The organism is Spongiibacter sp. UBA1325, from assembly GCF_002306875.1.
GTDB classification, from domain to species: domain Bacteria; phylum Pseudomonadota; class Gammaproteobacteria; order Pseudomonadales; family Spongiibacteraceae; genus Spongiibacter; species Spongiibacter marinus.
Genome location: NZ_DBTD01000010.1, coordinates 32,495 through 53,888 on the forward strand (window position 1 = coordinate 32,495; position 21,394 = coordinate 53,888).

Genomic DNA, 21,394 nt, shown 5'->3' on the forward strand with positions numbered 1-21,394 from the left:
TGCGCTTACGCTAGGCGCTGAGTTCCAGCAGCAGCTTATTCAGCTTGTTAACGTAGTCCGCAGGGTCTTCCAGCTGCGCGCCCTCGGCCAAATGTGCCTGATTAAAGAGAATGTCGACAAGGTCGGCAAAACGGTCTTCATCGGGCTCTTTGTCCAGTTTTTGCACCAGCGGGTGCTCTGGGTTCAGCTCGAAAATCGGCTTGGACTCGGGCAGCGCCTGGCCAGCGGCTTCAAGAATACGCCGCATCTGCGCGCCCATATCGTGGTCACCCACTACCAGACACGCCGGCGAACTGGTCAGTCGGCTCGTCGCGCGCACCTCTTCAACCTTTTCACCCAGCGCCTTGGCAACGCGCTCAATCAGGTCTTTGTGCTCTTGAGCCAGCTCTTCCTGCGCTTTTTTCTCCTCTTCGTTTTCCAGCTCACCAAGGTCCAGCTGGCCGCGACCAACATCCTGGAAGGCTTTGCCATCGAACTCAGCGAGGTGATTCATCAGCCAGTCGTCGACGCGATCAGAAAGCAGTAAGACTTCAATACCTTTCTTGCGGAACACTTCCAGGTGAGGGCTGCTGGACGCAGTGCGATGGTTTTCAGCCACCACGTAGTAGATTTTCTCCTGCCCCTCTTTCATACGTGCTACGTAATCTTCCAGCGAGTGCAGCTGTTCGGCCTTGTCATCGTGGGTGGTGGCAAAGCGCAGCAGCTTGGCAATCTTTTCGCGGTTGCTGAAGTCCTCAGCCGGGCCTTCTTTCAATACCTGACCAAAGGCCTTCCAGAACGTTTGGTATTTCTCAGTATCGTTCTTCGCCAGCTTGCCCAACATGTCCAGCACGCGCTTGGTCAGCGCCGTTTTCATTGCATCCACAGCGGGGTCTTGCTGAAGAATTTCGCGCGATACATTGAGCGACAGGTCGTTAGAGTCCACCACACCTTTTACAAAGCGCAGGTACAGCGGCAGGAATTGCTCAGCGTCGTCCATAATGAAAGTGCGCTGCACATAGAGCTTAACGCCCCGCGCCGCGTCGCGGTTCCACATATCCATCGGTGGCTGCGATGGCAGGTATAGCAGGCTGGTGTATTCCAGCTTGCCTTCAACCTTGTTGTGACTCCAGGTGAGCGGCTCAGCAAAGTCGTGGCTCACGTGCTTATAGAAGGCTTGGTATTCGTCGTCCTTCACTTCGTTGCGCGGGCGCGTCCAGAGCGCTGTGGCGGAGTTGATGCTTTCAAACTCTGGCTCGGGGGCTTCTTCACCCTCTTCCGCGGTAACCGTTTTTAGCATTTCTACGGGAATGCTGATGTGGTCAGAGTATTTCTTGATGATGGAACGCAGTCGCCAATCATCGGCAAATTCTTTGTCTTCTTCGCGCAGGTGCAGTACCACCTTGGTACCACGCTCGGCGCGCTCGCAGCTTTCAATGGAGAAATCGGCTTCGCCAGTCGACTCCCAGTGCACACCTTCCGAGGCATCGGCACCTGCGCGACGGGTGAATACTTCTACGCGCTCAGCAACGATAAAGGCCGAGTAAAAACCCACACCAAACTGGCCGATGAGCTGCGAGTCTTTCTTGTTGTCGCCGCTGAGATTTTTCAAAAATTCTGCGGTGCCTGAACGGGCGATAGTGCCGAGGTTGGCCACCACTTCCTCGCGGCTCATACCAATGCCGTTATCGCTAATGCTAACCGTGCCGGCCTCTTTGTCGGCCTCTACACGCACACGAAGATTGGGGTCGTTTTCAAACAGGCTGTCATTGGAAAGCGCTTCAAAGCGCAGCTTGTCAGCCGCATCGGAAGCATTAGAAACCAGCTCGCGAAGGAAAATTTCCTTGTTGCTGTACATGGAGTGGATCATCAGCTGAAGCATTTGCTTCGCTTCGGTTTGAAATCCCAGAGTTTCTTTTTCTGCTGTGGACATGCCTATCACCTGTAAAGCTAATTTATCGTTCGCCCAGCGGGACGTGTAAGCTTTATGGGGACAGGCTGTCCAATTTCAAGACCTTTACAGACGTTCAGGTAAAATACGGCGAACAATATGTGCCACATCCACGCCTTTGGGCAGGCAACCATACACGCCGTGGGGCTGCTGCAAACGCGAGGCGATAAAGGCCTCGGCCACCACAGGGTCGCCATTTTTTAGCAATAGCGCCGCTTGCAGACACAGCGCCATTTGCTCAACCAAGCGACGGGCGGCGTATTCAACGCCATCGCGATCGGCCAGCGATTGCCGCAGCGCATCGATACTCTGGTCCAGCACTGCCGATTGACCGCGAACCTGTTCCAATTCAGTAAACCAACGCTGCTGAACCTCGGGCGATTTGTTAAAGGCGCGCAGCACATCCAGCGCCTGAATATTCCCCGAGCCTTCCCATATCGCATTAATCGGCGCCTCGCGGTACAAACGCGGCATAATACAATTCTCAATGACGCCGTTGCCGCCGAGGCACTCCATGGCCTCGTAGGCATGGCCGGGTGTGCGTTTGCAGATCCAAAATTTGCCTACCGCGCAACCCAAGCGGAGCAGCAGCTTTTCGTCGTCGGTCTTGGCGTCCAGCGCGGCGGCCATGCGCAGGGTCATGGCCAACGATCCCTCCACCTCCAACTGCAGGTCTGCCAGCACGTTTTGCATGAGGGGCTGCTCGATTAAGCGCTTGCCAAAGGCTTCACGCTGGCTGGCGTGGTGCGCGGCCTGGGCAACGGCTTGGCGCTGGCCCGCGGTAGAGCCCACCATGCAGTCGAAGCGGGTCAAGGCGACCATTTCTATGATGGCGGGAACGCCCCGGCCTTCCTCCCCGACCATCCAACCTTGAGCAGCGCGCATTTCGACCTCTGAGGAGGCGTTTGAAACGTTGCCCATCTTGTTTTTTAGGCGCTGTACAAACAACGAGTTCTTCTCGCCATCCGGTCGCCAGCGCGGCACCAGAAAACAGCTCAAGCCGCCCGCCGACTGCGCCAGCATTAAAAAGGCGTCGCACATCGGTGCGGATAAAAACCACTTGTGGCCGGTAATTTCGTAGAGTTCACCCGGGCCCTGAGCGCCAACAGCGCGGGCGACCGAGGTGTTGGCACGCACATCACTGCCACCCTGTTTCTCGGTCATACCCATGCCAATGGTGACGGCCTGCTTTTCAAAATAGGGCTTGTTCTCGGGCTCATAGCCCTGCGCCAGCACTTTGGGCAACCATTGCTTGGCGATACTCGGCGTGAGATTCAAGGTGGGCACCGAGGCAAAGGTCATGGTCAACGGGCAGCCGTGTCCGGCTTCAACCTGACTTTGCATATAACTATACGCAGCGCGCTGTGTGTGGGCCTGAGCAATGTCGCCCTGCCAGGGCATCGCGTGAATGCCCTGCTCCAAGGCCATTTTCATCAGCTTGTGATACGAGGGGTGAAAGCGCACCTCATCCACGCGATGACCAAAGCGGTCGTGGCTGTCGAACTGGGGCTTTTGCTCATTGGCGTCAAAGCCCCAGGCAATCACCTCAGCGCTGCCACAGCGCTGACCATAGTCGCGTAGCGCATCGAGAGCAGCGCCCGGCGCATAGCTGGTCAACGCCTGCTGCAGGGCGATGTCGTCGTCGAAGAGATTGGTGTTTTCCAGCGCTTGAGATTGGTTGAACACCGAATGGGTATTCACTGTGTTATTGGCGTCATCGCTACTGGGGTTTTGATTCTTCAACGGCTCCATAAGCCCTCCTAGTCTTTCGCCCCCACCGCTCGCAAGCAGAACAGGCAAAGTTCATCAATCATGTCGCTACTGCGCTCGGACTCTGCCAACGGCCCGAGCAAACTTTCTGCCAGTGCACCAACCAGTGCGGGTGCTACCAGCGCCGCTGGTTGTTGGCAAAACTCTCCGCTCTCAACCCCGCGTTTGACTACTTTCGCGAACAGCGCGGTGTAGTCGCGGCGAAAATTAATACGCGCCTCATCCACGGCTGGGTCGACCGGCTCGGCGATCAACGCCCAGGCAAACTGGGGCGCCATAAATGCGCGCTCGGCAAAACAACGCGTGCCAGCGACGATCTGCCCCCTTGCATCGCCAACGCCCTCCAGGGCGTCGGCAACGGCCCGCACTTCGCGGCGGCTGGCATGGGAGAAGACTTCCGTCGCCAGTTGGTCCTTGTTTTTGAAATACCGGTAGACCGACCCCACACTCACCTGCGCATCGGCGGCGAGGGCTTGAATGGTCAGCGCTTTAAAGCCCCCTTCCCTTACCAATGATTCAGCGCTTTTCAGCAGCCGCTCACGCAATTCGGCCTTACGTTTGGCGATGGGTGGCGTTTCTCTGTAAGCCATAACACTATCTCACCACAAGGAGTGAATCATAGTTCACTTTTTAACACAAGCACGACTTGAAGACGATGCGTCGGATTCAAGCCACAAAATAAGCAGACACAAAAAAGGCGGCCGAAGCCGCCCTCTTAGCGTTACAGCCGAACTTACCAGCCAGTAACTTCTTTCAGTGCATCACCGATTTGCGCCAGTGAGCGCACGGTTTTAACGCCTGCATCTTCAAGTGCAGCAAACTTCTCATCGGCAGTACCTTTACCGCCCGAGATGATGGCGCCAGCGTGGCCCATACGTTTGCCTGGAGGTGCAGTCACACCGGCAATGTAAGAAACCACTGGCTTGCTTACGTTTGCTTTGATGTAGGCTGCCGCCTCTTCTTCTGCAGTGCCGCCGATTTCACCGATCATAACGATCGCTTCAGTGCCGGGGTCTTTCTCGAACATTTCCAGAATGTCGATAAAGTTAGAGCCCGGGATCGGGTCACCACCGATACCTACGCAAGTAGATTGGCCGAAACCGTAATCAGTGGTTTGCTTAACCGCTTCATAGGTCAGTGTACCGGAGCGCGATACGATGCCCACTTTACCCGGCAAGTGAATGTGGCCTGGCATGATGCCGATTTTGCACTCGCCCGGAGTGATAACACCTGGGCAGTTAGGGCCGACCAGGCGAACGCCCAGCTCGTCACACTTCACTTTACACTCGAGCATGTCCAGTACGGGGATGTGCTCGGTGATACATACGATCAGCTTGATACCTGCGTTTGCCGCTTCCAGGATGGAGTCTTTGCAGAATGGCGCAGGTACGTAGATAACAGACGCTTCTGCGCCAGTCGCTTCTACGGCTTCTTTAACGGTATTGAACACGGGCAGGCCCAGGTGCTCAGTGCCGCCTTTGCCTGGCGTAACACCGCCAACCATTTTCGTGCCGTAGGCAATCGCTTGCTCAGAGTGGAAGGTACCCTGACCACCGGTGAAACCCTGGCAGATAACCTTGGTGTCTTTATTGATCAGAATAGCCATTATTTACCCTCCGCTGCTTTAACAGCCTGCTGAGCCGCGTCGGTCAGGCTGGTTGCCGCGATGATGTCCAAGCCAGACTCTGACAACAACTTAGAGCCTAGGTCGGCATTGTTACCTTCGAGACGCACAACTACAGGTACGCTCACACCCACTTCTTTCACTGCGCCGATAATACCTTCGGCGATCAGGTCACAGCGTACGATACCGCCAAAGATGTTAACCAATACGGCTTTAACGTTGCTGTCTTCGAGGATGATTTTGAAGGCTTCGGTAACGCGCTCTTTGGTCGCGCCGCCACCTACGTCGAGGAAGTTAGCGGGAAAACCGCCGTGCAGAGATACGATGTCCATAGTGCCCATTGCCAGGCCAGCACCGTTTACCATGCAACCGATGTTACCGGTCAGGGCAACATAGTTCAGATCCCACTCTGCTGCGCGCGCTTCACGCTCGTCTTCCTGTGAAGGATCGTGCATGGCTTGCAGGTCTTTGTGGCGGTATACCGCGTTGCCGTCGATAACCACTTTGGCGTCCAGGCAGTGCAGGTTGCCTTCAGTGGTGATAACCAGCGGGTTAATTTCCAGCAGCGCCAGATCTTTTTCCTGGAACAGCTTAGCCAGGCCCAGGAAGATGTTTACAAACTGCTTAACCTGAGTGGGGTTCAGACCCAGTTGGAAAGCCAGTTCACGGCCCTGGTAAGGCTGAGCGCCAGTCAGGGGATCGATGATTGCTTTGAGAATCTTCTCTGGAGTCTCTTCGGCAACTTTCTCGATTTCAACACCGCCTTCGGTAGAGGCCATGAAGACGATACGGCGAGTACCGCGGTCAAGCACGGCGCCCAGGTACAATTCCTGGTCGATATCGGTGCAAGACTCAACCAGGATTTTAGAAACTGGCTGACCATTTTCGTCTGTTTGGTAGGTAACCAGGTTCTTGCCCAGCCACTGCTCTGCAAACGCCTTGATTTCGTCGGTGCTGCTGACCAGCTTTACGCCACCAGCTTTACCACGGCCACCAGCGTGGACTTGAGCTTTTACAACCCACTTGTCTCCGCCGATTTTTTCAGCCGCAGCAGCGGCCTCTTCCGGGGTATCACAGGCGTAGCCTTTAGACACAGGCAGCCCGTATTCAGCAAACAGTTGTTTGCCTTGGTACTCGTGAAGGTTCATGTTGGATTTACCATCTCGGTCTGTGGAAGTGTTAAGCGGGCAATACGCTGTCAGTGAATGGCCCGCTCCCTCTGCACATTGCGGCACGCCGCAAAATTCGGGTCAGTATTTTCCCGAATTTTGCGAACTACCGCAAATCTATTTGCGCTTCTTGCGATTCGGCATGTGTATGGCGCGGCCGTCGACGGCCAATGCCGCCTCGTGAACCGCTTCCGACAAGGTCGGGTGGCCAAACACTGTCAGGGCGATATCTTCGGCTGAGGAACCGAATTCCATCGCAATAACGATTTGTTGAACAAGGTCGGCGGCGCTCGGGCCAATGATGTGACAGCCCAAAATGCGGTCCGTCTCTTCGTGGGCGAGAATCTTCACCATCCCTGTGGTGTCGTTGGCTGCCAGAGCGCGGCCACTGGCAACGAAGGGGAAACTGCCTGATTTGTAGGGTACACCGTCAGCTTTCAACTGCTCTTCGGTGGCGCCGACCATAGCAATTTCCGGGTGCGTGTAAATGATGGAAGGAATGCAGTCGTAGTTCATGCTGACTTTGTGGCCAGCGATGCGCTCGGCGACCATCACGCCCTCTTCCGAACCTTTGTGAGCGAGCATCGGGCCGCGCACAATATCGCCCACCGCGTAGATGCCAGGTGCATCGGTTTCGCAGTGGTCGTTGACGAAGATGAAGCCGCGCTCGTCGAGGTTCACGCCGCTGTCGGCGGCCAACAGACCATTGCTCAGCGGACGGCGACCCACGCACACGATCAGCTTGTCGAAGGTTTCATCCTTCTCTTCGTCGTTCAGTGTGTAAGACACTTTAACTTTTTTACGGCTGATCTCGGTGTCGGTAACCCGTGCACCCAAACGAATATCCAGCCCCTGCTTTTTGAAGACTTTGGCAGCTTCTTTGGCAATTTGCTGGTCCATGGCCGGCAAGAAGCTATCCAGCGCTTCCAACACCACAACCTCGCTGCCCAAGCGGGCCCATACACTGCCCAATTCCAGGCCGATAACACCCGCGCCGATAACGCCAAGGCGTTTGGGCACAGATTGGAATTCCAGCGCGCCCGTTGAGTCGACAATCACCTCTTGGTCGATGGGCGCTGGTGGAATTTCAACCGGCACTGAACCAGCCGCGATAATGATGTTTTCTGCTTCCAGCGTTGACGTCGAACCATCTTCCGCGGTGACTTCCACCTTCTTACCCGCCAGCACTTTGCCGTAACCTTCGATGGTGGTTACGCCGTTGGCCTTAAACAGGCCGCCGACACCGCCGGTTAGCTGATCGACGATCGCGTCTTTGCGCTTGATCATCTCGGGCACATCGATGCTCACTTTGCCGGTAGAAATACCGTGTACATCAAAGGCGTCTTTCGCTTCGTGATATTTGTAGCTGCTATCGAGCAGCGCTTTAGAAGGGATACAGCCAACGTTCAGGCAGGTGCCACCCAGGGCAACCTTGTCCGCCTTGTTGCGGTTTTTCTCAACGCAGGCCGTTTTCAAACCCAGCTGCGCAGCGCGAATAGCGGCTACGTAGCCTGCCGGTCCTGACCCGATTACGACAACATCGTACTTAGACATATTTGTTTCCTGTAATACCTAAACCATGGATTCCATTGACGCTAGCAGCGGTCTTAAACCTCAAGCAGAATGCGCGCAGGATCTTCGATAAGGTCCTTAATGGTGACCAGGAACTGCACGGCGTCTTTGCCGTCGATCAAGCGGTGATCGTAAGACAGCGCCAAGTACATCATGGGAAGCACTTCAACCTGACCATTCACAGCCATCGGGCGCTCCTGGATTTTGTGCATACCCAAAATGGCCGTTTGCGGCGGATTCAGAATGGGCGTCGACAACAGCGAACCAAACACACCACCGTTGGTAATGGTGAAGGTTCCACCGGTCATGTCTTCGATACCCAGCTTGCCATCGCGAGCGCGCAAGCCGAAGTCGCGTACTTTGTCTTCGATCTTGGCCAGGCTCATGTGGTCGGCATCACGCAATACCGGCACTACCAGACCTTTATCGGTCGAAACCGCCACACCAACATCCTGGTAACCGTGGTAAACGATATCGTCGCCGTCGATCGAGGCATTCACTGCGGGGAAGCGTTTCAGCGCTTCGCAAGCTGCCTTAACGAAGAAACCCATAAAGCCCAGGCGCGTACCATTGTGGCTCTTTTCAAACAGGTCTTTGTACTGTTTGCGCAGCTCCATCACTGGCTTCATATTGACCTCGTTAAAGGTCGTGAGCATCGCTGTGGTCTGGCTGGCTTCAAGCAGGCGCTCGGCAATGCGCTTACGCAGGCGGGTCATCGCCACACGTTTTTCAACGCGCTCACCGGCAGGCACATCTACCTCGGCTGCGGGTGCAGGTGCTGCAGCGGCCGGTTTGGCAGCTGGCGCCTGGTAATTCATCACATCTTCTTTCGTGATCAGGCCACCTTTGCCGGTGCCTTTTACGGCGCTGGCATCAATGCCCTTTTCTTCCAGCGCTTTGCGCGCCGCCGGGCTGATCTTCAGATCTTCACTGGCAGCAGGTACTTGCGCTGCTTCGGGTGCGCTTTCCGCTTTGGGGGCTTCCCCTGCGGCGCCCTCTTCAAACACGGCCACGACTTCGTCGCTCAATACCGTGTCGCCTTCATTTTTGATAATTTCCTTCAACACACCGTCGGCTGGTGCAACAACCTCGAGCACGACTTTGTCGGTTTCGATGTCTACCAGCGGCTCGTCGCGGCTTACCGCCTCTCCGACTTGTTTATGCCATGTTGCAATAGAGCCATCAGCAACAGATTCTGGAAACGTTGGCGCTTTGATTTCAGTACTCATTTTTCATCCTGTCGTTAGTTCGCTGCACGCGTCTATGGTTATGCGCTGGTCCGGCCTAGAGTTTCAAAGCCTGACTGATGAATTTTTCTTGCTGTTCAATGTGCAAGGCCATGTAGCCCGCAGCCGGCGACGCTGACGGTTCGCGACCGACGTAGCCCAACAGCAAATTCTTCTCGGGTTTAAAGCTGCGAATTACCCTCGCCATACGGTGGCGACTGTTGTACCACGCCCCTTGGTTGCGCGGCTCTTCCTGACACCAAACCACTTTCTTCAGGTTTGGATACTGCGCAATAACTTCACGCAGATCGTCGTAGGGGAAGGGATAAAGCTGCTCTAAACGAACAATAGCGATAGAGTCTTTGCCATGCTCACGGCGAGCGTCGCGCAGGTCGTAATAGACCTTGCCGCTACACAACACCATGCGCGTCACTTTTGACTTATCGATATCGTCGGTTTCATCAATCACATTCTGGAACTGGCCATCCGTCAGCTCTTCCAGCGTTGATACCGCTTCCTTGTGGCGCAGCAGACTCTTCGGTGACATAACCACCAGTGGGCGGCGCAGCGGGCGGATAACCTGGCGGCGTAACATATGGAACACCTGCGCCGGCGTCGAGGGCACACATACTTGAATGTTGTGCTCGGCACACAATTGCAGGAAGCGTTCTAAGCGAGCAGATGAATGCTCAGGCCCCTGGCCTTCATAGCCGTGGGGTAACAACATGGTGAGACCGCATAAACGGCCCCATTTCAGCTCACCACTGCTGATGAACTGGTCGATTACCACCTGTGCGCCGTTGGCGAAGTCACCAAACTGCGCTTCCCAGATCACCAATGCATTGGGCTGGGTGGTCGCGTAACCGTATTCAAACGCCAGTACCGCCTCTTCGGACAACAGCGAGTCGTAAATATCAAACGACGGCTGATCATCACTCACGTGTTGCAGTGGCACATAACGGCTGGCGTCTGTTTGGTTGTGCAATACCGCGTGGCGGTGCGAGAAGGTTCCGCGGCCCACATCTTGCCCGGTAAGGCGAACCTGGTGGCCAGCATTGAGCAGGGAACCATAGGCCAGCGTTTCGGCAAAGCCCCAGTTGATTGGCATGGCACCGACAGCCATTTTGCGGCGATCTTCATAGATCTTCGCCACTTGGCGCTGCACGCTAAAGGCCTCTGGCACGGCGTTAACCGCCTCTGCCACTTCTTTGAGTTCTTTGGCGTCGATGCGGGTATCACCCGAGACATCCCACGCATGTCCAAGATACGGCGTCCAATCGACAAACAGCTCGGTATTCGGCTCTTTCACCAAGCTCTTGGCAACGTGCTGACCGTCGTCCAGGGCCTGACGGTATTCAGAGGCCATTTTGTCGGCAAGCGCTTTGTCGATAGTGCCATCGTCAAGCAGTTTGTTGACGTAGAGCTCACGCGTGCTCTTTTGCTTGCTGATTTGCTTGTACATCAGCGGCTGGGTGCCTGACGGCTCGTCCGCTTCGTTGTGACCGCGACGACGGTAGCAGATCAAATCGACCACCACGTCTTTCTTGAATTCCTGACGGAAGTCGGCGGCCAACTGCGACACGAACAATACCGCTTCGGGGTCGTCACCGTTAACGTGGAAAATCGGCGCCTGTACCATTTTTGCAACGTCAGTACAGTATTCCGTGGAGCGCGCGTCTTCCTGCAAGCTGGTGGTGAAACCCACTTGGTTGTTGATGACGACGTGGATCGTGCCACCGGTTTTGTAAGCGCGGGTCTGGGACATCTGGAATGTCTCCATGACCACACCCTGACCGGCAAAGGCCGCATCGCCGTGGAGTACTATCGGCACGACCTTTTCACCGACGGGATCAAAACGACGATCCTGCCGTGCGCGCACAGAGCCCTCGACCACTGGCGATACAATTTCCAAGTGAGACGGGTTGAAGGCCAGTGCCAAATGCACTTCCCCGCCCGGGGTCATCACGTTGGAAGAAAAACCCTGATGGTATTTAACGTCGGCCGAGCCCTGGTATTGAACCTTGCCCTCGAACTCGTCGAAAAGTTCAGCGGGGTTCTTGCCCAGAATATTGACCAATACATTGAGTCGACCGCGGTGGGCCATACCAATGACAATTTCTTTGGCGCCGTATTCGCCGCCGCGCTGGATCATGGCGTCGATCATTGGGATCAGGCTCTCGCCGCCTTCCAAGCCAAAGCGCTTGGTACCGGGGTATTTTGAACCCAGCGATTTCTCCAGCCCCTCTGCGGCAGTCAAGCGCTCCAGCAGATGGCTGCGCGCCTCAAAACCGTATTCCGGCTTTGAACGTACACTCTCCATACGCTGCTGAATCCATGCACGCTCGCGGGTATCCACAATGTGCATGAACTCTGCGCCGACTGAGCGACAGTAGGTTTCACGCAGCGAGTCGTAGATCTCGCGAAGGGTCGCTTGGTCTTTACCGATGTACAGACTACCCGTCTGGAATACGGTATCGAAGTCCGCTTCGCTGAGCTGGTGATATTGCAGCTCCAAATCGGGTACGCCCGGGCGCTGCCACAGGTTCAGCGGATCGAGCTGCGCTTCCTGATGGCCCCGCTGACGATACGCGCTGACCAGCTGGATAACCCGTACCTGCTTGCGCTCATGCTCGCTGACCTCGCTACTGGCCGAGGCAGCGGCGCGAACCGGCTGTTTGGCTAACTGAGCGAAGTGATCTCGGATCGGAGAATGAGGGATATCGCGAATAGCGGATTCGCTGACGCGAGGGAGCTGTTGAAAATAGTTTCGCCATTCCTCGGGAACAGCATTGGGATCAGTGAGGTAGGTTTCGTACAGGTCTTCGACGTAACCCGCATTTCCACCAGATATGTGGGAGCTCTTCCAAAGAAGCTCCATTGACGCTTTCTGCATTCCTGTCCACCTAATAACGAGAGGCGTGGCTGCCGGATGCTGCATCGCCCGATAAGGCGTTTTGCATCGTCTTACGCCCGCAGCGCTCAGTGTACGCCGCGAGGCCGGCTTAAACCACAGGCCTTAGCCAATCCCTCTCAATACGTTTTTTATCTCGCTAGTGCCGGTAAGCACCGAGTTGTATTTTGTTCCGGTGTCACGTTGTGACACCAAAGGACACAATACGCGCAGATTTTAGCCCTATCTTCGCAGGGTCTAATAAGTGGGGCTCTCTCGAGCCCCTCAGCGATTAGCTCGCCCGATTCAGCAACATGTTGCGAATATGGCCGATAGCCCGGGTTGGGTTCAAGCCTTTAGGGCAAACATTGACACAGTTTTGAATGCCGTGGCAACGGAAGACGCTAAAAGGATCGTCCAGTTCGCTCAAACGCTGTTCAGTTGCCGTGTCGCGGCTATCCGCAAGGAAGCGGTAAGCTTGCAATAGGCCGCTGGGGCCGATGAAGCGGTCTGGGTTCCACCAGAAAGACGGACAAGCCGTTGAACAACATGCACAAAGAATACACTCGTACAGGCCGTCGAGCTTGGCGCGCTCTTCAGGTGATTGCAGACGCTCGATCGCGGGCGCTGGCGTGTTGTTAATCAGGTAAGGCTTGATCTTCTCATATTGCTTGTAGAACAAGCTCATATCAATGATCAAGTCACGGATTACGGGCAAGCCGGGCAGCGGGCGCAGCACCAAGGTGTTACCACCCTTGCCGTTTTTCAAGGCTTCCGAAATTGGCGTAATACACGCCAAACCGTTTTTACCATTGATGTTCATACCATCGGAACCGCAGACACCTTCGCGGCAAGAGCGGCGGTAGGTCAGCGAAGGGTCCTTCGCTTTCAGCAGTTCCAATACGTCGAGTACCATCAGGTCTTTGCCGCCGGTGTCGAGCTCGACATCCTGCATGTACGGCTCCTGATCGACTTCAGGATTGTAGCGATAGAGACTGACTTTCAACATTTTCTCTTCTCCCCTGATCAGTAGGTGCGTACTTTAGGCGCGAAAGCTTCGCGGGTTTTCGGCGCGAAGTTAACCGCACGCTTACCAACACGCTTCTCGCCAGGGAAGTACATGGAATGACACAGCCAATTCTCATCGTCGCGGTCTTGGAAATCTTCGCGAGCATGAGCACCGCGGCTTTCCTTGCGCTCCTCAGCGGCGATAGCCGTTGCTTCGGCCACCTCAAAGAGGTTTTGCAGTTCAAGCGCTTCGATACGCGCTGTGTTATACGCGTTGCTCTTGTCTTCCAGATGCGCGTTTTCAATGCGACCACGAAGATCTGCCAATTTCTTCACGCCCTCTTGCATGAAGTCACCGCGGCGGAATACACCGAAGTGGTTCTGCATGACGTTTTGCAGCTCGGTACGCAGATCGGCAACTTTCTCGCCGCCTTTGCTGTTGTTAACGCGGTTCAAACGCTCGTTGGCCTGCTCGAGATCGCTCTCTGAGGCGTCGCGCATATCGATGCCTTCGCGCAGCGCTTTCTCAATGAACAGACCTGAAGCGCGACCAAATACCACCAGATCAAGCAGCGAGTTACCACCCAAGCGGTTCGCGCCGTGTACCGATACACAGGCCACTTCACCACAGGCGTACAAGCCGGGAATCACTTGGTCGTTGCCGCTGGCGTCAACCGTCAATGCCTGGCCGTGAATATTGGTGGGAATACCGCCCATCATGTAGTGACAGGTTGGTACCACAGGCACTGGCTCTTTAACTGGGTCAGCGTGGGCGAAGGTGCGGCTCAGCTCACAAATACCCGGCAGGCGGCTTTCCAGCACTTCCTCGCCAAGGTGGTCGAGCTTGAGGAATACGTGGTCGCCATTGGGGCCACAGCCACGGCCTTCGAGAATTTCCAGTGTCATTGAGCGAGCAACGACGTCGCGGCCGGCCAAGTCTTTGGCATTCGGCGCGTAACGCTCCATAAAGCGCTCGCCATCTTTATTGATCAGATAGCCACCTTCACCACGGCAGCCTTCTGTTACCAGAACCCCTGCGCCGGCAATACCGGTGGGGTGGAACTGCCACATCTCAATGTCTTGTACAGGGAAGCCAGCACGCAGGGCCATGCCCACGCCGTCGCCCGTATTGATGTGAGCGTTAGTGGTAGATGCGTAGATACGCCCTGCACCACCAGTCGCGAATACGGTTGCTTTCGCCTTCACGTAGACAACTTCACCGGTTTCGATGCAGATCGCCATCACACCGACAACCGCGCCGTCTTGGTTCTTTACAATGTCAGTGGCGAACCACTCATTAAAGAACACGGTGTTGTTCTTCAGGTTGCCCTGATAAAGGGTATGCAGCAGGGCGTGACCGGTACGGTCAGCTGCTGCGCATGTCCGCGCCGCCTGGCCGCCTTCACCGAAATTTTTAGATTGGCCGCCGAAGGGACGCTGATAGATACGACCTTCTTCTGTACGCGAGAACGGCAAACCCATGTGATCCAGCTCGAAAACCGCTTCTGGGCCAACGCTGGTCATGTATTCGATAGCGTCTTGGTCACCGATGTAGTCAGACCCTTTAACGGTATCGTACATGTGCCACTGCCACTGATCCTGAGGGTCGGCACTCGCGATCGCGCAAGTGATACCACCCTGGGCTGATACTGTGTGAGAGCGCGTAGGGAATACTTTAGAAATTACCGCAGTTTTGTAGCCTGACTGGGCCAACTGCAGTGCAGCGCGCATACCTGCGCCACCACCGCCGACGATAACGCCGTCAAAGGTAATAGTACGAACATTAGCCATTACTTAACTCCACAGAATCTGGATGCCCCAAACGAGGTAGGTGAACAGAACAACTGCTGATGCAGCCTGAAACGCCAGGCGCAAGACAAGGCCCTTGCCACCCATCATACGCTCGGTCAGGTAGTCAGTAGAGACCGCCCACAAACCTATCCATGCGTGAGCAATTACCGACAGCACCGCTGCAGTACTAAAGACACGCATAAATGTCGAGGCAAAGAACGCGCTCCACTGGGCGTAATCCATCGTGCTGCCTTCGCAAACCAAGTAGCCACCTACGACTAAGAAGTAAGCCAGCAGAACAACACCGGATACTCGCTGAACCAGCCAGTCTGAAAGACCGCTGCGACCAAAACTTGTTACTGATTTAACTACCATACCCATAACCCCGTCAGTACAACCAGAACCGCTGTAGTCAGCAGCACCAGTTTGGACCCTCTCTCGCCACCTTCCATAGACTCACCGATACCGGCGTCCATGACCAAATGCTTCACTCCCGCAGCAGCGTGGTAACTAATACCCACTAATACTGCCCAGACGATCAGCTTGCCCCAGAACGATGACAAACACTCTTTGGCTTGAGCGAAACCTTCTGGACCACTGAGGCTAGTGCCCAGCAACCAGAATAAGACGGCCATACCGGCCACTAGGAAAACACCACTGACGCGGTGCATGATTGAGGTATATGCGGTAATCGGCAGTGCGATTGTCCCGATATCCAGGTTCACAGGTCGTTTATCGTTCACGGTTTTCCACACTTTATTTCAGGCCCTTTTACTACGGGCGGTTCAACGGAAGTGGATCTATCAAGTTTGCCGGGCTCTCCTTCCCGGGCTTCTTCCTAAGAGGTGCAAGCACTGGGGCTCGAGAAGAAACGCCGCGCATTATAGGGCTATACATACGCAATTACAAACACGCCTTTAGTCGAAATTGCCCTCCAAAAAAGCGCTATATCAAGGGTTTGCGGGACTATTTCGCGCCATTATGGCGCCATAAGATTTGCGGCGCACCAAAACCGCGCACGCATCGACGGGGGCAGCATAAAGTACAGAAAACATCAAACATTCCCACGGCCGCAATCACAGGGTAAAATGTGGTCAGCGTTGACAAAACGTTTTAGCTCTCTATATTTGTGACTCCCTAATTTTGCAGGGAGCCTTTCTGCCTGTTGCGCTCAGCATCACCACGCCGATTGTCAGACAGCAGAAACCACCGCCACAAGCTATGAAAAGAAAGTAACAGGAGCCCGTCAAATGAGCGATAAGAAAGCCACTCTGAGTATCGATGGCAAAACGCTGGAGTTGAATGTCCATTCCGGCACCATTGGCCCGGACGTGATTGAAGTTAGCCCCCTGACGGGTAACGGATATTTCACCTACGACCCCGGTTTTGTTTCCACCGCAGCCTGCGAATCAAAAATCACCTATATCGATGGTAATGCAGGTGTTCTGCTTCACGGCGGTTACCCCATCGAACAACTGGCAGAACAGTCAGATTACCTGGAAACCTGTTACCTCCTGCTCTACGGCAAGCTCCCCAACCAAACTGAAAAAGAAACCTTCGTCAACAAAGTGCGCATGCACACCATGGTCAACGACCAGATGAGCACGTTCTTCAAAGGCTTCCGCCGCGACGCTCACCCAATGGCAATTATGTGTGGCGTAGTTGGCGCCCTGTCAGCGTTCTACCACGACTCTCTGGACATTGCTGACGAACACCATCGCGAAATTTCTGCAATTCGACTCATTGCAAAAATGCCAACACTGGCTGCCATGACCTACAAGTACACCATCGGCCAGCCCTTCATGTACCCGCAGAATCACCTGAGTTACTCAGAAAACTTCCTGCACATGATGTTCGGCAACCCCTGCGAGCCCAGCAATGTTAATCCTGTACTGGCTAAGGCCATGGACAAGATTTTCCTACTGCACGCTGACCACGAGCAGAATGCTTCTACCTCTACTGTGCGTTTGGCTGGCTCGACTGGCGCCAACCCCTTCGCCTGTATTTCTGCTGGCATCGCTGCCCTGTGGGGACCTTCTCACGGCGGCGCGAACGAAGCTGTTCTGGATATGCTGGAAGAAATCGGCGATGCCTCACGCATCGACGAGTTTGTTGCCCGCGCTAAAGACAAGAACGATCCATTCCGCCTGATGGGCTTTGGTCACCGTGTTTACAAAAACTTTGACCCACGCGCCAAGGTAATGAAGCAAGCAGCTGATGAAGTACTGGCTGAGCTTGGTTTGGAAAATGATCCTCTGCTGAAGATTGCCAAGCGCCTTGAGCAAATCGCCCTGGAAGATGAATACTTCGTTGAGAAGAAGCTCTACCCCAACGTAGACTTCTATTCAGGCATCATCCTCAAAGCGATCGGCATCCCAACCAGCATGTTCACCGTTATCTTTGCACTGGGTCGTACCCCAGGCTGGATCGCGCACTGGAACGAGATGATCAGCGGCGCCTACCGCATCGGTCGCCCACGTCAGTTGTATACTGGCCCGGAAAAACGCGATTTCGTCCCACTGGACAAGCGCTAAAAACAAAAAACCCTGCCTCGGCAGGGTTTTTTTTGCTCAACGTTTCTGACTTTGCCAGCGTGCCTACGGCGTTTTGTACTCAAAGCCCATTTCCACACCATCGACCTTTTCATCGTAAGCGTTGAAACTTTTATCCAGCGTTGCATCTTCTTTAAGGTAGATTTTACTTTTCAGCTTTAATTTTGATTCCGGCTTATCGCCCTCTTCAAACCAACGCTCAACACCATAGCGACTCGTTTGAGGCTCAAATGGCGTCGCGTCCTCTGTGTAGTCAGCCGGCAAACGCAAATCCAGTGGCGGCGCCGAATCCAGTGGTGGCGCAGTTGGCACACCGTCTGCTGTTTTTGTTGCCTGTTTTTGCGATGGCGGATTAGCAGTCACCCCGGGGGAGGATTTGCCCTCTGTCATGGGCAGCGGTTCAAGGGGCGCAACGCAACACGCTTGTTGTTGGTAATAAAACCACATTAGACCTGCCGCCAGCAGCAACAGCGCGATGCCGATTGTACTTTTCATCTACCCTCCCTTAACTGCGGCGCACCGATATTGAATAACACCTACGCCCTACTCCTATTGGACAATTGACCGCACAGTTTGTCACCGATTAAATGCGCAGAGAATTTAACAAAATAACAGGAGAAATCGATGGCTAGGCTCGCGGGAAAAGTCGCAATTATCACCGGTGCTGCGCGCGGAATGGGCGCCCTCACCGCCAAACGTTTTGTAGAAGAAGGCGCCAAAGTGGTAATCGCCGACCTACTGGATGAGCCCGGGCAGGCACTGGCCCAACAGCTAGGCGAGAATGCTCGCTACGTGCATGCCGATGTATCGCGCGAACAGGATTGGCAAACACTGATTGCCGAAGCCGAGGCCTTTGGGCCGCTCAATATATTGGTAAATAATGCGGCGATACTCCACGCAGCCGCCATTGCCGATTCGGACGGCGATGACTACATGCGCGTTATCAAGGTTAATCAGCTCGGCCCCTACCTCGGCATACGCGCTGCCATCGAGCCAATGAAGCGCAGCGGCGGCGGTTCAATTATTAATATTTCGTCTATCGACGGCCTGCAAGCAAAAAACGGCTTGAGCGCCTATGTATCGTCGAAGTGGGCGGTTCGCGGCCTAAGCAAGTCGGCCGCCATTGAATTAGGCCCCTACAATATTCGCGTGAACACGGTTCACCCAGGCGGCATTTACACCGACATGCACGGCGCGGGAGAAGGTGCCCAGCCCAGCGACGAGGACAATGCCTTCTACGTCAATCACCCCCTACCGCGGGTCGGCCTTCCCGCCGAAGTGGCCAATATGTCGCTGTTTCTGGCCTCCGACGAAAGCAGCTACTCAACAGGCTCTGAGTTTATTGTCGACGGCGGGTGGAATGCTGGGTTGAGGCTGGATTTACTGCCGACCTCCTAATCGTTTAGGCTGACAGCTGACTCACCATGAATAACGGAGGGTAATATGGAAGCAGAATTTCACAGCATGTCAGCACTGTTTCAGCAACTCGGCCTGCCAGCAACGCCCAGCGACATTGAAGCATTCATTGGGCGTCATCGGCCGCTCCCCAAAGACCTGGCCCTGCACCAGGCTCACTTCTGGTCGCCGAGCCAGGCCGCCTTTTTGAAGCAGGCCCTGGACGACGACGCTGAGTGGGCTGAGCTCGTAGACGAGTTGGACGCGCAATTGCGCCACTGACACGTTCGCGACTCAGAGCGCCCCGGGACCGTAGTGGCTCTGCGGCGTCTCGGGAGGCGCTTCTGATTTCGGCTTTTTACTTTCTTCGATCTGCTGTTGCGCGCGTTGCAATTCGCGCTCAACCGCATCGACCATCACCGACCAACCATCAACCAACGCTTTGTTGGCTTCCTCGAGAAGATTCCCCAGCGAACTGGCAGCGTCCTCTTCCTTGGCACTGTTTAGCTGCAGGCTCAGGGCGTCCACGCTTTGCTGTAAGGCAACGAGTTGCTGCTCCAAACGCTGCGTTTCCGCTTGATTATGGCGGTACTGCCAATATTCAAAGCCAATCAACGCAACAATCGCTACGGCAAATATCGCGTTTAACGATGATTTCATACTATGCTCTCTCCGAGCTTTTTCGACACAGGCATTGTATGCCCGTTTTAGGTGATAATCGCCAGTAAACTTGAAAAACCGGAACGCTATGAAGCTGAATTTACTGTTAACCGGCAATGAACTTATGGCCGGCGATATTATTGATTCAAACTCCGCGATGGTTGCCCAGCAACTGGCGCCACAAGGTTGGAGAATACATAAAAAGGTCACCGTAGGCGACGACAGCGCGCTACTGCAAAAGGAAATTGATCAGCTGTGTGAAGAGGGCGATGTACTGATTATTAATGGCGGTCTCGGCCCCACCGTCGACGACCTAACCGCCGCAGTACTGGCCCAGCTGTGCGACCGGCCACTTACCGAACACCCTGAGGCATTGGCGCACTTATCACATTGGTGCGAGCAACGCGGTTTCAGCATGAACGCCTCTAACCGCAAGCAAGCCATTCTCCCCGGGGGCTGCGATATTATCGCTAATGCCCGAGGCAGCGCCGTGGGAATACGGCTTATGTATCGCAACTGCCTGGTATTGGCCACGCCGGGGGTACCCAGCGAATTGCGTCAGATGCTGACCGACGAACTCCTTCCCCTGCTCCAGCAGCGTTTTGAGTCGGACCATATTCACACCCTTCGTCTTGGCGTTTTTGGCCTAGGTGAGTCCGGCATACAGGAACTGTTTGACCGCGAGTTACCCAATTGGCCCGACAATATCGAACTGGGTTTTCGCGCTTCGATGCCCGTGCTGGAAGTAAAGTTAACCGCGCGCGGTGAACACGCAAACACGGCCTTAGCCGAGTGGCGCACGCCCGTTGAAACCCTGCTCGGCGAACATTTACTCGGCGAACTGCCGCTCAGTTTGCCCTCAGTATTGGTCGACGAGCTCAGCAAGCGAAACCAAACCCTGTGCACGGCAGAGTCCTGCACAGGTGGCCTGATCGCCTCCCAAATCACCAGCATCGCTGGCGCATCGAAAGTCTTTCCCGGTGGCATTGTCAGTTATTCAAATGCGATGAAAAGCAGCCAGTTGGGTGTGAGTGAGGCGCTGCTGCAACAGCACGGCGCGGTAAGCAGAGACGTTGCCCTGGCCATGGCGCAGGGCGCCCTACGCGTTGGCCACGCCGATATGGCCTTGGCCGTCACAGGCATTGCCGGGCCCGATGGTGGCTCTGAAGACAAGCCGGTCGGCACCGTATGGATAGCCTGGGGCAGCGAAGACCACCTAAAAGCGGAATGCTTGGTGCTGCCTTTTGACCGGCAGGCCTTTCAAATGTGGGTGTCGGCGCTGGGTATGGAGCTGGTGCGCCGCCACTTACTGGGCATTGCCACAATGCCCAGCTTGATACAGCGCTACTGTAAAAAAGCGCATTAAGCGCGCGATTTCAGGTGCTCGTCCACCCATTGCAAAAGCATTTCATAGGCACCGCGAATCATCGCGGCCGCCTCTTCGTCTGATGCGCCCTGTGGTGTTGCGCGGCCGTACCAGTCTACATGGCAGCGGCCGTCATCAATGGCCGTCACCTTGGCATTGGCCGAATAATCGGCTACCGGCATGGGAATACCGCGAGGGATCGTATAGCCAAAACTCATGGTACTGGCGTCCATACTTTCGAGCTGCTCATCAATCGGCTCCATGCCCGCCAGGTGCAAACGGCGAATCATGCCAATGCCCTCACCGATTACCTCAATCTTGTCGATACCCGGCGCCCAGTTAATGTCGCCAAAATCTTCCAATAAGGCCCAAACCGTTGCGGCGGGGAAATCTAAATCGCGCTCTACGTGTACTTCAACCATCCGACTCTCCGAAGTTTTT

Annotated in this window: 19 protein-coding genes; 4 read left to right on the forward strand and 15 right to left on the reverse strand. The window is 55.1% G+C overall.

Annotated elements, in window-relative coordinates; translation table 11 throughout:
• Positions 1-10: 10 nt before the first annotated feature.
• From htpG to sdhC, 12 genes are all read right to left on the reverse strand, one after another.
• Positions 11-1,912, reverse strand: coding sequence for a molecular chaperone HtpG (gene htpG, locus B3K78_RS12145; protein WP_286695679.1), 1,902 nt, complete (start codon positions 1,910-1,912; stop codon positions 11-13).
• An 84-nt stretch (positions 1,913-1,996) separates the two neighbouring features.
• Positions 1,997-3,682, reverse strand: a complete 1,686-nt coding sequence (locus B3K78_RS12150; RefSeq protein WP_286695680.1) for an acyl-CoA dehydrogenase family protein — start codon at positions 3,680-3,682, stop codon at positions 1,997-1,999.
• An 8-nt stretch (positions 3,683-3,690) separates the two neighbouring features.
• Positions 3,691-4,290 carry a TetR/AcrR family transcriptional regulator gene (locus tag B3K78_RS12155; RefSeq protein WP_286695681.1) on the reverse strand — a complete coding sequence of 200 codons (600 nt, stop codon included), beginning with the start codon at positions 4,288-4,290 and terminating at the stop codon, positions 3,691-3,693.
• A 143-nt stretch (positions 4,291-4,433) separates the two neighbouring features.
• The gene (sucD, locus tag B3K78_RS12160; RefSeq protein ID WP_027873845.1) at positions 4,434-5,306 is read right to left on the reverse strand and encodes a succinate--CoA ligase subunit alpha; all 873 of its coding nucleotides are present in this window, start codon (positions 5,304-5,306) and stop codon (positions 4,434-4,436) included.
• A complete protein-coding gene (gene sucC, locus B3K78_RS12165; protein ID WP_027873846.1) occupies positions 5,306-6,472 on the reverse strand; it encodes an ADP-forming succinate--CoA ligase subunit beta in 1,167 nt (388 codons plus the stop codon). The genes sucD and sucC overlap by 1 nt, the downstream gene beginning before the upstream one ends.
• A 138-nt stretch (positions 6,473-6,610) precedes the next feature.
• Positions 6,611-8,047: a dihydrolipoyl dehydrogenase gene (lpdA, locus tag B3K78_RS12170; RefSeq protein WP_204996394.1), complete on the reverse strand. Its 1,437-nt coding sequence runs from the start codon at positions 8,045-8,047 to the stop codon at positions 6,611-6,613.
• Between the two features lie 53 nt (positions 8,048-8,100).
• The gene (gene odhB, locus B3K78_RS12175; RefSeq protein ID WP_286695682.1) at positions 8,101-9,294 is read right to left on the reverse strand and encodes a 2-oxoglutarate dehydrogenase complex dihydrolipoyllysine-residue succinyltransferase; all 1,194 of its coding nucleotides are present in this window, start codon (positions 9,292-9,294) and stop codon (positions 8,101-8,103) included.
• A 55-nt stretch (positions 9,295-9,349) separates the two neighbouring features.
• Positions 9,350-12,184 (reverse strand): 2-oxoglutarate dehydrogenase E1 component, encoded by a 2,835-nt coding sequence (locus B3K78_RS12180; RefSeq protein WP_204996393.1) that lies wholly within the window; start codon positions 12,182-12,184, stop codon positions 9,350-9,352.
• 289 nt (positions 12,185-12,473) lie between these two features.
• Positions 12,474-13,190, reverse strand: a complete 717-nt coding sequence (locus B3K78_RS12185; RefSeq protein WP_027873850.1) for a succinate dehydrogenase iron-sulfur subunit — start codon at positions 13,188-13,190, stop codon at positions 12,474-12,476.
• A 17-nt stretch (positions 13,191-13,207) separates the two neighbouring features.
• A complete protein-coding gene (gene sdhA / locus B3K78_RS12190) occupies positions 13,208-14,980 on the reverse strand; it encodes a succinate dehydrogenase flavoprotein subunit (RefSeq protein ID WP_027873851.1) in 1,773 nt (590 codons plus the stop codon).
• Between the two features lie 3 nt (positions 14,981-14,983).
• Positions 14,984-15,355, reverse strand: coding sequence for a succinate dehydrogenase, hydrophobic membrane anchor protein (sdhD, locus tag B3K78_RS12195; protein ID WP_036256246.1), 372 nt, complete (start codon positions 15,353-15,355; stop codon positions 14,984-14,986).
• Positions 15,349-15,723, reverse strand: coding sequence for a succinate dehydrogenase, cytochrome b556 subunit (sdhC, locus tag B3K78_RS12200; protein WP_204996392.1), 375 nt, complete (start codon positions 15,721-15,723; stop codon positions 15,349-15,351). The genes sdhD and sdhC overlap by 7 nt, the downstream gene beginning before the upstream one ends.
• 507 nt (positions 15,724-16,230) lie before the next feature.
• Between sdhC and gltA the strand changes: the two genes are divergently transcribed.
• Positions 16,231-17,514, forward strand: coding sequence for a citrate synthase (gene gltA, locus B3K78_RS12205; RefSeq protein WP_204996391.1), 1,284 nt, complete (start codon positions 16,231-16,233; stop codon positions 17,512-17,514).
• Positions 17,515-17,577: 63 nt separating this feature from the next.
• Here gltA and B3K78_RS12210 read toward each other — a convergent pair whose 3' ends face one another.
• A complete protein-coding gene (locus B3K78_RS12210) occupies positions 17,578-18,027 on the reverse strand; it encodes a hypothetical protein (RefSeq protein WP_286695683.1) in 450 nt (149 codons plus the stop codon).
• A 129-nt stretch (positions 18,028-18,156) separates the two neighbouring features.
• Between B3K78_RS12210 and B3K78_RS12215 the strand changes: the two genes are divergently transcribed.
• Both B3K78_RS12215 and B3K78_RS12220 read left to right on the forward strand, forming a co-directional pair.
• A complete protein-coding gene (locus tag B3K78_RS12215) occupies positions 18,157-18,930 on the forward strand; it encodes a glucose 1-dehydrogenase (protein ID WP_204996389.1) in 774 nt (257 codons plus the stop codon).
• Positions 18,931-18,975: 45 nt separating this feature from the next.
• A complete protein-coding gene (locus tag B3K78_RS12220) occupies positions 18,976-19,209 on the forward strand; it encodes a DUF2789 domain-containing protein (RefSeq protein WP_286695684.1) in 234 nt (77 codons plus the stop codon).
• 12 nt (positions 19,210-19,221) lie between these two features.
• On the opposite strand, the gene B3K78_RS12225 is transcribed toward B3K78_RS12220, so the two are convergent.
• Positions 19,222-19,587, reverse strand: coding sequence for a hypothetical protein (locus tag B3K78_RS12225; protein ID WP_286695685.1), 366 nt, complete (start codon positions 19,585-19,587; stop codon positions 19,222-19,224).
• Between the two features lie 88 nt (positions 19,588-19,675).
• Between B3K78_RS12225 and B3K78_RS12230 the strand changes: the two genes are divergently transcribed.
• Positions 19,676-20,953 (forward strand): CinA family nicotinamide mononucleotide deamidase-related protein, encoded by a 1,278-nt coding sequence (locus B3K78_RS12230; RefSeq protein WP_286695686.1) that lies wholly within the window; start codon positions 19,676-19,678, stop codon positions 20,951-20,953.
• Here B3K78_RS12230 and B3K78_RS12235 read toward each other — a convergent pair.
• Positions 20,950-21,375 (reverse strand): SRPBCC family protein, encoded by a 426-nt coding sequence (locus tag B3K78_RS12235; protein WP_286695687.1) that lies wholly within the window; start codon positions 21,373-21,375, stop codon positions 20,950-20,952. The genes B3K78_RS12230 and B3K78_RS12235 overlap by 4 nt on opposite strands.
• Positions 21,376-21,394 lie beyond the last annotated feature (19 nt).